Here is a 12158-nt window from a genome sequence, read left to right on the forward strand (position 1 = left end):
GAAAGTTAGGAGACAAAGACATGAAAGACGCAGTCATCGTTTCGACGGCACGTACTCCCATAGGCAAGGCTTACCGTGGTGCCTTCAACGACACCGAAGCCCCGGTGCTGGGCGGACACGTCATTCGCGCGGCGCTCAACAAGGCGAACGTGGCTGGTGCGGATGTGGATGATGTCATTTTGGGCATTGCCGCGCAGCAGGGCACGCAGGGCTACAACCTGGGGCGTCTGTGCGGCTACACCGCCGGCCTGCCGGAATCCGTGGGCGGCATGGTGATCGACCGCATGTGTGCATCGGGCCTCATGAGCATTGCCACGGCTGCCAAGGGTGTCATGACCGGCGAGATGAATATTGCCGTCGCCGGAGGCCTGGAGTCCATTTCCCTGGTTCAGAACAAGTACAAGAATTCGTACCGAGCCCAGTCGAAGGCGGTGCTGGCCGCAGAGCCCACGGCTTACATTCAAATGATAGAGACGGCCGAGCTGGTCAGTCAGCGCTACGGCATCAGCCGTGAAGCCCAGGACGAGTACTCGCTGCGCAGCCAGCAGCGCGTGGCCGCCGCACAGGCCCGTGGCCTGTTCGACGATGAAATCGTGCCGCTGACCACGGTCAAGCAGCTGTTTGACAAGGAAGGCAATGTCACCGGCAGCGAGGAAGTCACGCTGACCCGCGACGAGGGCAACCGTGCCGACACCACGCTGGAGAGTCTGGCCAAGCTCAAGCCTGTATGGAAGAACGGCCAGTGGGTGGAGCAAGGCCAGTTCATCACGGCCGGCAATGCATCCCAGCTGTCCGATGGTGCCAGCGCCTGTGTGGTGATGAGTGCCGACGAAGCCCGCAGTCGCGGACTCGCGGCACTGGGCACCTATCGCGGCGTGGCCGTGGCAGGCTGCCGTGCCGATGAAATGGGGATCGGCCCCGTCTATGCCATCCCCAAGCTGCTCAAGCAGCATGGGCTGACGGTTGGCGACATCGGCCTGTGGGAAATCAACGAGGCATTTGCCTGCCAGGTGATCTACAGCCGCGACAAACTGGGCATTCCCGATGAGCGCCTGAACGTCAACGGCGGCGCGATCTCCATCGGCCACCCCTTCGGCATGTCGGGCGCACGTCTGGTGGGTCATGCCCTGCTGGAGGGGCGTCGCCGCGGCGTGCGTTTTGTGGTGGTGAGCATGTGCATTGGCGGCGGCATGGGCGCGGCCGGCCTGTTTGAGCTGAACTGATCTGTCTGCAACCAACCTTCAGCCAAGGAGTTGAACATGATGGTCAGCGCTTTCGCCAAGATGGGTTTTTCCACCTACACGCCAAGTTCCATCGCTTGCGTGATCAAGGATGTGCCCATATTCGACACCCCGGCCCCCGTGCGCGCATCGGTCGATGCGCCCTTCGTGAGCGCAGAGCAGTTCAGTGCGCTGATCAGTCAGCTCTATGAAGCTGCCATGGACCCGGAAGGCTGGAAGCCTTTTCTGGAGACTCTGCGTCTGCAACTGGGAGGCAATTACGCCTCGCTCATAGTGCGCCCCGGCTCCGCCGATGATGTGGGGCTGATCGTCTCGGCCGCAGGCGACCGCCGCGATCTGATGCCGAACTGCCCCAAGATCAGCATGAGCCCGTTTCGTAGCATGCCTACCGACCGTATCGTGACGGTGGGGGATGTGATGCCCGAGTCCGAGTGGCGCGCTTCGAGCTACTACAACGACTGGTGCAAGCAGCTGCAGGTGTTCCACGTGATGGCTGCCGACATCGTCACCAAGGACAGCTGCGTCTACGGTCTGCGCATCACGCGGCCCGAAGGTGCCCCGGCTTTCAACAAGCAGGAGCGTGCCTTTGGCTCCATGATGCTGCCGCATATCAAGCGCGCGCTGAACCTGCATCTGTCGGTGAACCAGGACCGTCAGGTCATCTCCCTCTACAGCAAGGCCACGGCCCAGCTGATGGTGGGGGTGGTCATCCTCGATCAGAACGGCAATGTGCTGGAGTGCAATCCCGCCGCGGCCAGCATTCTGGACATGCAGGACGGCCTGAAGATCTCCGGCGGCATGCTGGAGGCCAACTACGCCAACGACAACCGCAAGCTGCAGCGCCTGATCAAGGATGCGCTCATGCATACCCAGGTCTCGCGCCTGTCCATGACCGAAGGCATGTCGGTCAGCCGCCAGTCGGGCCAGCTCAACTGGGGCGTGGTGGTGCAAAGCATTTCTCCCGACGAGTGGACCGAGGGCAAGCAGCGCCCCAGTGTTGCCGTCTTTGTACGCGACACCGGCGGCAAGGCCGACCCTCCCGTGAAGCTGGCCCAGCAGCTGTTCCAGCTGACGCCGGCCGAGACTTCGCTGGCCATCCAGCTGGCCAACGGCCTGTCGCTGGAGGAGGCCGCCGAAGCGCTCAACATCCGCCGCAACACGGCGCGAGCCCATCTGCGCTCCATCTTTTCCAAGACGGGGGTGCGCCGCCAGACCGAGCTGGTGCGCATCTTCCTCAACAGCGTGGCCTGGCTGGGGAACAAGTGACGACGGTCGGTGTAGATAAAAAGCGGGCTTCGGCCCGTTTTTTTGTATCTGGAGCAGAGCCGGGCTCACTGCGTTCAACCCTGACCGTGGAAAATTCCTCGCGACAGCATGTTGATGGGAGGCCCGGTTCAGGTCGCTTGTGATCGGGTGTAGAGCAGCCTCGACTTCAATCGTTTGAAAACAAGCTGGCGGTCGAGGTGCGAATGCCTGCCAGGGCAAGATAACCCCCGCCCCTCATCAGAGAAACCAAGGCACAATGACCGGCGCAGGGGTGAGTATCCGGTGTTCCTGCGGAAGAAAGCACTTGCATGGCTAAATAGAAGAAATGTGACTGGCTCGCTCAAATAAAGCAACGACATGAAACTATTTCGCAAGCCTGCTTTTGATCACTTCAACTCCATTTCTAGTGCGCCCTATGCAATGCTCTTGGTGGGGGGGGTCATTGCGCTGTCGATGACAGTGATCTGTACCGTCGTCCTCTATCAGAGCCGGCTGGATACGATGGAGCACGCGATAGAAACATCGCGCAATGTGGCCCTTCTTGCTGAAAATGACGTGGTTCGGAACTTCGAGCTCTATGCACTGTCGTTGCAAGCCGTGGTCGATGGACTCAACGATTCCGAAGTGATGGCCGCCTCGCCGCATGTGCGTAATGCGGCCTTGTTCGACAAGGCCGCAACCGCCACCTATCTGGGATCCATCCTGGTTCTTGACGCAGACGGAAAAATTGCCCTTAATGCAGGGGGCGCGGATTTGGTGAACGGGCATTACGCGGATCATGACTTTTTCAAAGTGCATAAAGAGAGTCCAAGCATCGGTCTCTACGTGGGGGACCCTTATTCATCCACGCTGCATGGCGGCTCCCTGAGCATTCCTCTGAGTCGTCGGATTTCCCATGCGGACGGCTCTTTCGCCGGCATTGTGCTGATGGATGTTCAGCTGGAGTACTTTCAGAAACTGTTTTCTGCGCTTTCGCTAGGTAAACACGGATCGCTGGCCTTGATAAGGAAAGATGGAGCCATGATGATGCGGCAGCCCTTCGATGCAAGAGTCATCGGGCGCAATATCCGCAATGCAAGCACGTTCCGGCAGTTCATGTCGGCACCCGAAGGCAGCTTTTCGGATACGTCGTACCTCGATGGCACCCAGCGGGCTTATTACTTTAAGAATCTGCCCAGCCTTCCATTCATCATCATGGTGGCCAAGGCGCATTCCGATATTTACGCGGCCTGGCGACAGAGAGCCTTGCTGATAGCCTCTGTCATGGCGACGCTCACGATGGCTTTCATTGGCCTGTCTTTCGCTTTCGGAGCGCAGCTCAAACGCCGCATGCGCGCAGAGTCCGAATTGGCGATGCTGGCGCGTACCGACGGACTGACTGGCTTGAGCAACCGCCGCAAACTCGATGAAATCATCGACCACGAATGGCGCAGGGCAAAAAGAAATCACAGCGCTTTTTCGCTGTTGTTCGTCGATATCGATTGGTTCAAGGCCTATAACGACACTTACGGGCATCAGGCCGGGGATGCTGCTCTGGCGACCGTGGCGAAATGCATTGGCGACAATATTCGGCGCCCGGAAGACAGTGCGGCACGCTATGGAGGTGAGGAATTCATCGTGGTGTTGCCGGACACCCCCCTGGACGGAGGGGTGCTCATTGCCGAGAATATTCGTGAGGCGGTCGCTCAGCTTGCCATTGCGCACACTGGAAGCGAATTCGGGTGCATCACGGTCAGCATAGGTTGTGCTGCCTGGGTGCCGGCAAGAGATCTGGACATGTCGACGATTTTGCGTTCGGCCGACAAGGCGCTGTACAGCGCCAAGATGACTGGCCGTAACAAGGTCGCTTCATCAAGCGTGCATTCAACATAGTGCCCTGCAAACCCTTGCAGGGGCCTTGTGTCTCCTGGGCTTGTCTTGCGTTGGAGCGTGAAACCCGGTTCCCGGTCCACGACATTTGCCCGGCAAAGAGCACTGCATGCAAAACTAATAGCTGCTAGCGCTTGATATCAATAGGTATCAGAGTTAAAAGAATATGAATTCTATTGATTTATAGCGCTAGCAGCTTCTATTTTGATAGTCGCTATATCAGGCAGCTGCTCAGGCGCATGCCTTGCTTTCGCGCAGCGCCGCAATATCTGCCCTGGCATAGCCCAAGGATGCGAGCACGGCATCGGTGTCCTGCCCGATCCTGGTTCCTGGTGTGGGGCTGCGCGCGGGGGTGCGTGAAAAGCGTGGGGCCGGTGAGGGCTGGCGCTGGGTGCTGCCGTCCACTTCCAGGTCGATGAACAGATTGCGCTGGGCGTTGTGCGGATGAGCAGGTGCCTCGGCCAGACTCAGTACCGGGGCAAAGCAGACATCGCTGCCTTCGAGCTCTTCGCACCACTGTGCCTGCGTCTTTCTGCACACGATTTCTGCCACGCGGGCCTTGACTTCGGGCCAGTCGGAGCTCTGGTACTGTCGCTTGGGATCGATATCGGTCAGGCCCAGCTTTTGCAGCTGCAAGGCATAGAACTGCGGTTCGATGGCGCCCAGGGTGATGTGCTTGCCATCTGCGCACTCGAACACTTCATAGAAGGGTGAAGTGTTGAGAAAGTGATTCTGCGCGGGATCGTCCTTCCAGTAGCCCATGCCGCTGCGCATCTGGTGCATCAGGCCACTCATGGCGGTCACTCCGTCGATCATGGCTGCGTCCACCACCTGACCCCTGCCGGATTGACGTGCCTCGTGCATGGCGCACATGATGCCGAACAGCAAGAACATGGCGCCGCCCGCCATATCGCCCACGATGGTGGGCGGCAGCACGGGAGCTTGGCCGGGGCGCATGGAGGTGGATAACACGCCTGTCAGCGCCACATAATTGATGTCATGGCCTGCGGCCTGGGACAGGGGGCCGGTCTGGCCCCAGCCGGTGACGCGGCCAAAGACCAGGCGGGGTGCGCGGAGGGCGACTTCCTCGGGACTGAAGCCCAGGCGCTCCATCACGCCGGGTCTGAAGCCTTCGATCAGCGCGTCGGCAGACTCGATAAGCTTCCAGGCGGCGGCGCGTCCGCCCTCTGACTTGAGGTCCAGCGCGATGGACTTCTTGCCCCGGTTCTGCGCCATGCGCGGGTAGCGGGATGCAGCTGCATGGTCGGCGCTGCGCTCGATGAGAATCACTTCGGCACCCATATCGGCCAGCATCATGCCGGCAAAGGGGGCAGGGCCTATGCCTGCCAATTCGATGACGCGAATTCCGCTCAAAGGCCCCGGGCCCTGACCTTGGAAAGGGTGTTCTGTACTCAAGTCGGTCTCCTGTTTTTGTCTGCGACTTTTCCATCTTGTGGATCCCGCCGGTTTTGACCCCGTCCATTTGGAGTATGTCCGGGATGAAAGCCAGGTCAACACTGGATATTCCATAGAAAAGGAGAGCAAGATATGTTCAGGCTGGATGGGAAAGTGGCGCTGGTCAGCGGTGCCGGGCGCGGCATGGGGTTCGGCATCGCGCAGGCACTGGCCGCGCAGGGCGCGCATGTGGTGGTGAACGACTTTCATCAGGACCGCGCCGAGAGTGCGGCGTGTCAATTGCGCGAGGCGGGATTGAAGGCATCGGCACAGGCGGCGGATCTGACGGATCGCGACGCCATTTTTGCCATGGCGCAGCGCATCCGGGACGAGGTCGGCGTGGTCGATATCTTTGTGCACAACGCCGGCATCCCGGCCCAGGGCTGGGGCTACACGCCGTTTCTGCAGTCGCCCGAGTCCGAATGGAACGCCTGGCTGCAGCTCAATCTGCACGGGTTGATGCATGCCTGCCAGGCTCTGCTGCCCGCCATGCAGCAAAAGGGCTGGGGGCGCATCGTGGCCATCAACTCCGATGCAGCGCGCACGGCCACGGGCATGGGGCTGTGCGCCTATGGTGCAGCCAAGGCGGCAGCGATTGGCTTCATTCGCAATCTCTCGGGCGAGGTCGGCCCGCATGGAGTGACGGCCAACGCCTTGTCGCTGGGCACCATGAACAACTGGGAGGGCTCGGAGAAGATCGCCAGAAAAGGCACTTCCGTGGGCCGGGCCGGCTCGCCCCAGGATGTGGGTGCGGCCGTGAGCTATCTGGCATCGACCGAAGCGGAGTGGGTCAACGGCCAGGTGCTGCCGGTCAACGGCGGTGGTCTGGTGGCCTGAGCCCGACAGCTTTTCCAACAGCCTTCCGGTGGGGTAAGCCGGGAGGCTTTTTTGTCACTCATGAGCACGAGAGCTGTGGCACCGAAGGCGACAAAGCCCCCGATGCGGGCATTCTTGCGGCGCAAACCGGCTTTCGCGCCCGGAGGGGCAAGCCATGTGCCACCAGGGGAGGTTGCGGCCTGTTTTTCTCATAGTCTGCCCCTAGTCTGAATCAGGTAGGTTGGGGCAAAAGCCGTATGGCAATCTGAAAAAGAACTCGATAACAACCTGGTGATGTGAGGAAAGCAGATGGAGGCATTGATCTTCGACCATGTCCGTACCCCCCGGGGCAAGGGCAAGCCGGATGGAGCGCTGCATGAGGTGACGCCGGTCTGGCTGGCCGCGCAGCCGCTGGTGGCGCTGCGTGAGCGCAATCGGCTCGATACGGCGATGGTGGACGACGTGGTCATGGGCTGTGTGGTGCCAGTGGGCGAGCAGGGCGGTAACGTGGGCCGCATGGCGGTGTTGCAGGCCGACTATGCACAGAGCGTGGCCGGCGTGCAGATCAACCGCTACTGCGGCTCGGGCCTGGAGGCGGTGAGCTTTGCGGCGGCCAAGGTCATGTCCGGTCAGGCCGATATGACGATCGGTGCCGGTGTGGAGATGATGTCCCGCGTGCCCATGGGCTCGGACGGTGGTGCCTGGGCGCAGGACCCGCAGCTGGCCAGCAAGACCTATTTCGTGATGCAGGGCATCTCGGCCGATCTGCTGGCATCGCTGCGCGGCCACAGCCGCCAGGATCTGGATGCTTACTCGGCCGAAAGCCATCGTCGTGCGGCTGCGGCCTGGGCTCAAGGGCGCTTCGACAGGTCTGTCGTGCCTGTCAAGGACTTCCTGGGCATGACGCTGCTGGAAAAGGACGAGACCATTCGAGCCGAGACCACGGTCGAGTCGCTGGCGGCACTCAAGCCCGCGTTCACCGAAATGGGCCAGAAGTACGGCTATGACAGCGTGGCACTGCAGCGCTATCCGCAGGTCGAGCAGATTCACCATCATCACCATGCCGGCAACAGCTCGGGCATTGTCGACGGTGCGGCTGCCGTGCTGATCGGCACGGCTGAGGCCGGTGCCAGGCAGGGCATGAAGCCCAGGGCCCGCATCCGCGCGTTTGCCAGCATAGGCTCCGAGCCGACCCTGATGCTGGACGGCCCGGCCCATGCCGCGCGCAAGGTGCTGGAGCGTGCGCGCATGCAGGCTTCTGACATCGACCTGTGGGAGCTCAACGAGGCCTTTGCCACGGTGGTGCTGACCATGATGGAGGAGCTGGACATTCCCCATGAGCGCATGAACGTCAACGGCGGAGCGATCGCCATGGGCCATCCTCTGGGAGCCACCGGCGCCATGATTCTTGGCACGGTGCTGGACGAGCTGGAGCGCAGCGGCAAGCGCACGGCGCTGATCAGCCTGTGCGTGGCGGCGGGCATGGGCTCGGCCATGATCATCGAACGCGTGTGAGTGAGGAAGCAGAAATCATGACAACAGAGATCATTCGCTACGCCGTAGATGAGGACGGCATCGCCACGCTGACGCTGGATTACCCCGGCAAGACCATGAATGTGATCGATCAGGCGTTCATGGACAGCCTGGAGGTCTGTATTGCACGCATGCAAGGCGACGACCGGGTGCGCGGCGGCATCATCACCTCGGGCAAGGACAGCTTTGTCGCGGGGGCCGACCTGATGGGCATGGAGGCCAATATCGACGCCATGGCAGACATGCCCATCGAGGAACTGTTCGCGTCCTGCGCATCGCTGTCCAGGCTGCTGCGCAAGTTGGAGACCCTGGGCAAGCCGCTGGTGGCGGCCATCAACGGCATGGCGCTGGGCGGTGGTTATGAAATCTGCCTGGCCTGCCATCGCCGCATTGCAGCCGATGCACCCATGGTCATGCTCGGTTTGCCCGAAGCTCAAGTGGGCTTGCTGCCCGGCGCCGGCGGCACCCAGCGCCTGCCGCGCATGATCGGCATTCTGGCTGCCATGCCTTTTCTGATGGAAGGCAAGCAGCTGCAGGCCGTGAAGGCCAGGGAAGCCGGTCTGGTGGACGAAGTGGTGGCTCCCGAGCAGCTGCTAGGCGCTGCCAAGGCCTGGCTGCTGGCCAGTCCCACGGCGGTTCAGCCCTGGGATGTGAAAGGCTTTCGCATCCCGGGTGGCGGCCCGCTGGACCCACGTGTGGCCCCGGCTTTCGTGGTGGGCAACACCCTGCTGCAGGCAAAGACATTTCACAATATGCCGGCGCCGCTGTGCATTCAGAGCTGCATCTACGAAGGCTGCCAGCTGCCCATGGACAAGGGTCTGCGCATCGAGAGCAAGTACATGGCCACGCTGTCGCGCAGCCCTGTGGCGCGGGGCATGATCCGCACGCTCTTCGTCAACAAGACCAAGGCCGAGAAGGGCATGCACCGTCCCGCAGGTTTTGAGCCTTTCAAGTGCCGCAAGCTGGGCCTGATCGGCGCGGGAATGATGGGCGCGGGCATTGCCCTGGTGGCCGCCCAGCGCGGTATTCAGGTGGTGCTGATAGACCGGGATCAGGCAGCTGCGGACAAGGGAAAGCAGTACTCCCAGAAGGTGCTGGCCAGGCAGGTTGACAAGGGCCGCCACAGCCGCGAGAAGGCCGATTCCATCCTCGCTCGCATCACGCCCTGCACCGATTACGAGCAGCTGCGCGATGCCGACATGGTGGTCGAAGCCGTGTTCGAAGACCGTGCCATCAAGGCCGAAGTGACCCGCAAGCTGGACTCTGTGCTGCCGCCTGGCTGCGTGCTGGCCAGCAATACCTCGGCCCTGCCCATCAGCCTGCTGGCGCAGGCGAGCGAGCGGCCCGATCGCTTCATCGGTCTGCATTTCTTCTCGCCGGCCGACAAGATGCCGCTGGTGGAAGTGATTCGCGGCAAGCAGACATCGGATGCCACGCTGGCGCAGGCACTGGACTTCGTGGCTCAGCTCAGGAAAACGCCTATTGTCGTCAACGACAAGCGCGGCTTTTTCACCAGCCGCTTCATCGGTGCATTTGTGGATGACGCCATCGGCATGGTGGCCGAAGGCATTGCCCCTGCATTGATAGAGAACTGTGCAAAACATGCGGGCATGCCTGTGGGACCTCTGGCGATTACCGACGAGTTGTCGATTGATCTGTCCAAGCATGCGGGCGAAGCCCAGGCCAAGGAGTTCCCCGAGGAATACAGGCCCGGTCGTTCCGTGCCCGTAATCGGCAAGCTGTTCGAGCTGGGCCGCCTGGGCCGCAAGGTGGGCAAGGGCTTCTATGACTACGACCCTAGTGAGGGTGGCAGCGGCAAGCGCATCTGGCCCGGGCTGGCCGAGCATTACCCGCTCAAAGCCCTGCAACCCAGCGCGCACGACCTCAAGCAGCGCATTCTCTATGTGCAGGCCGTCGAAGGCGCGCGTGCCATGGAGGAGGGCGTGCTGCTGGCGCCGGCCGATGGCGACATCGGCTCGATTTTCGGCGTGGGCTTTCCGGCCTACACCGGCGGCCCCTTCTGCTTTATCGACGGCATAGGTCTGCCGCAGTTCGTGGCCGAGGCCGACCGTCTGGCCGATCTGTTTGGCGAGCAGCTGCGCCCGCCGCAGCTGCTGCGCGATATGGCGGCCAAGGGCCAGACCTTCTACGGCAAGAGTGCAAGAGCCTGACAAGAGCACAGATGTGCCGCGAGGGGCGGGCCAGGGCTTGTCCCATGTGCAGACACTCATCCGATAAATACATCAATGGAGACAGGACATGGATGAAGTCTTCGATTACATCGTCATAGGCGCGGGCTCGGCGGGCGGCACACTGGCTGCGCGGCTGAGCGAGAACCGGCAGCACAAGGTCTTGTTGCTCGAAGGCGGCGCGAGCCATCAGGATTTGCTGGTCTCCATGCCTTCGGGCTGGGGCCAGATGATCAACAGTCCTCGTTATTCCTGGGGGCACGAAACAGAGCCCGAGCACTACGCAGCCAAGCGCCGCATCAGTCTGCCGCGAGGCAAGCGTCTGGGCGGCTCATCCTCCATCAATGGCATGATTTATGTGCGCGGCGATCGGGCGGACTTCGACAGCTGGGCTGAGCAAGGGGCAGCGGGCTGGAGCTATGACGAGTTGCTGCCCTACTTCGTGCGCACAGAAGACCAGCAGCGCAGCGAACAAGAATTCACCCGGCCCTGGCATGGGCGGGGCGGGCCGCTGACGGCCAACAATCTGCACAACCCACATCCTGTATCGCTGGCCATGGTGCAGGCTGCCGTTCAAGCCGGCATGCCCGCCTGCAAGGATTTCAACAACGGCCATCCCGACGGTGCAGGGCTGTTTCAGGTCAATCTCAAGAACGGTCAGCGCTCGTCGGTGGCCAAAAACGCCATCGAGCCCGCCATGCAGAGGCGCAATCTGGATGTGCGCATGCAGGTGCTGGTCACCCGCATAGGTCTTGACGGGCTGCGCGCCAGCACGGTGCACTGGAAGGACAAGGCCGGCGCAAGCCACACCGCCCGCGCAGGCAAGGAGGTCCTGCTGTGTGCAGGGGCCCTGCAGTCGCCCCATTTGCTGATGCTTTCGGGCATCGGCCCGGCAGCGCATCTGCAGGAGATGGGGGTCGAGGTCAAGGTGGATTTGCCCGGCGTGGGCGCCAATCTGCAGGACCATGCGATTGTCCCCATGTCCTGGCGCATGAAGGCCGGCACGCCCAGCCTCAACCGCTCGCTGCGCGGCCTGGGCATTGGCGCTTCGCTCATCCAATACCTGCTGACCAGGCAGGGCGCCATGGCCATGCCGGCTTCGGAGTTTGCCGCCTGGTTCAGCAGCGATGCGAGCCTGCCCTACAACGACATCCAGATTCACGGCCTGCCCGTGACCGGCGATATCGAAGGCTATATGCAAAAGGGCAGGAGCTATCGTACCGAGGCCTTCCCCGGCATGACGATGGCGCCCTACCAGGTGCGCCCGTATTCACGCGGCCAGCTCCGGCTCAAGAGCCGCCATCCCGAGGAGCTGGCCAGCATTCGCATGAACTATCTGCATGACGAGCGTGACCGCAAGGCGCTGCTCCATGGAGTACGCATGGCCAGCAGGATTGCCCGCCAACCCGCGCTGGCCGGCCTGATCGAAACGCAGACACGCCCGGCACCTGGCCTGCAAAGCGACGAGGAGCTGCTGGACTGGATCTCCATGTACATGGGCTCGGGCCACCACGCCAGCGGCAGCTGCCGCATGGGCCATGTCACTGACCCGCGAAGCGTGGTCACGCCAGACCTCCGGGTCAAGGGCGTGCAGGGGCTGCGTGTGATCGATGCCTCGATCATGCCGCACCTGGTGTCGGGCAATACGAATGCTGCATCGGTGGTGATTGGCGACAAGGGTGCGGATCTGGTGCTGAGTCTGGCGCTTCCCGCTGCAAGGCAGTGGAGTGTGGCTGCGGTGCTACCGGATGTCGCACATGTCACTGCCGTGGTTTGAGCCTTGGAAGAA

At 61.9% G+C, this 12158-nt stretch carries 8 protein-coding genes; 7 read left to right on the forward strand and 1 reads right to left on the reverse strand.

The genetic code is table 11. The features are described from left to right. Positions 1-20: 20 nt before the first annotated feature. The 3 genes from NOX35_RS07510 to NOX35_RS07520 all read left to right on the forward strand — a co-directional run bounded on the left by NOX35_RS07510 (position 21) and on the right by NOX35_RS07520 (position 4379). Positions 21-1223, forward strand: coding sequence for an acetyl-CoA C-acyltransferase (locus tag NOX35_RS07510; RefSeq protein ID WP_256496258.1), 1203 nt, complete (start codon positions 21-23; stop codon positions 1221-1223). A 36-nt stretch (positions 1224-1259) separates the two neighbouring features. Continuing rightward, the gene (locus tag NOX35_RS07515) at positions 1260-2507 is read left to right on the forward strand and encodes a LuxR C-terminal-related transcriptional regulator (RefSeq protein WP_182286215.1); all 1248 of its coding nucleotides are present in this window, start codon (positions 1260-1262) and stop codon (positions 2505-2507) included. 420 nt (positions 2508-2927) lie between these two features. Continuing rightward, a complete protein-coding gene (locus NOX35_RS07520; RefSeq protein ID WP_256496895.1) occupies positions 2928-4379 on the forward strand; it encodes a diguanylate cyclase in 1452 nt (483 codons plus the stop codon). 228 nt (positions 4380-4607) lie between these two features. Here NOX35_RS07520 and NOX35_RS07525 read toward each other — a convergent pair whose 3' ends face one another. After that, complete coding sequence (locus NOX35_RS07525) at positions 4608-5741, reverse strand: CaiB/BaiF CoA-transferase family protein (RefSeq protein WP_182287127.1); 1134 nt, start codon at positions 5739-5741, stop codon at positions 4608-4610. A 183-nt stretch (positions 5742-5924) separates the two neighbouring features. On the opposite strand from NOX35_RS07525, the gene NOX35_RS07530 reads away from it, so the two are divergent. The 4 genes from NOX35_RS07530 (at position 5925) to NOX35_RS07545 (ending at position 12146) form a co-directional block, all read left to right on the forward strand. After that, the gene (locus NOX35_RS07530) at positions 5925-6668 is read left to right on the forward strand and encodes an SDR family NAD(P)-dependent oxidoreductase (RefSeq protein WP_182286216.1); all 744 of its coding nucleotides are present in this window, start codon (positions 5925-5927) and stop codon (positions 6666-6668) included. Between the two features lie 288 nt (positions 6669-6956). Next, complete coding sequence (locus NOX35_RS07535) at positions 6957-8162, forward strand: acetyl-CoA C-acetyltransferase (protein ID WP_256496259.1); 1206 nt, start codon at positions 6957-6959, stop codon at positions 8160-8162. A 17-nt stretch (positions 8163-8179) separates the two neighbouring features. Next, entirely contained in the window at positions 8180-10351 is a 2172-nt protein-coding gene (locus NOX35_RS07540; RefSeq protein WP_256496260.1) for an FAD-dependent oxidoreductase, read from the forward strand. A gap of 88 nt (positions 10352-10439) precedes the next feature. Further along, on the forward strand, positions 10440-12146 hold the full coding sequence (locus tag NOX35_RS07545; protein ID WP_256496261.1) for a GMC family oxidoreductase: 1707 nt from the start codon (positions 10440-10442) through the stop codon (positions 12144-12146). Positions 12147-12158: the final 12 nt, after the last annotated feature.

Source organism: Comamonas sp. C11 (assembly GCF_024496285.1).
In the GTDB taxonomy this organism is placed as follows: Bacteria; Pseudomonadota; Gammaproteobacteria; order Burkholderiales; family Burkholderiaceae_C; genus Comamonas; species Comamonas testosteroni_F.

Coding starts and splice junctions, on each gene's coding strand:
- NOX35_RS07510 (WP_256496258.1), top strand. CDS start 21: ATGAAAGACGCAGTCATCGTTTCGACGGCACGTACTCCCATAGGCAAG.
- NOX35_RS07515 (WP_182286215.1), top strand. CDS start 1,260: ATGATGGTCAGCGCTTTCGCCAAGATGGGTTTTTCCACCTACACGCCA.
- NOX35_RS07520 (WP_256496895.1), top strand. CDS start 2,928: ATGCTCTTGGTGGGGGGGGTCATTGCGCTGTCGATGACAGTGATCTGT.
- NOX35_RS07530 (WP_182286216.1), top strand. CDS start 5,925: ATGTTCAGGCTGGATGGGAAAGTGGCGCTGGTCAGCGGTGCCGGGCGC.
- NOX35_RS07535 (WP_256496259.1), top strand. CDS start 6,957: ATGGAGGCATTGATCTTCGACCATGTCCGTACCCCCCGGGGCAAGGGC.
- NOX35_RS07540 (WP_256496260.1), top strand. CDS start 8,180: ATGACAACAGAGATCATTCGCTACGCCGTAGATGAGGACGGCATCGCC.
- NOX35_RS07545 (WP_256496261.1), top strand. CDS start 10,440: ATGGATGAAGTCTTCGATTACATCGTCATAGGCGCGGGCTCGGCGGGC.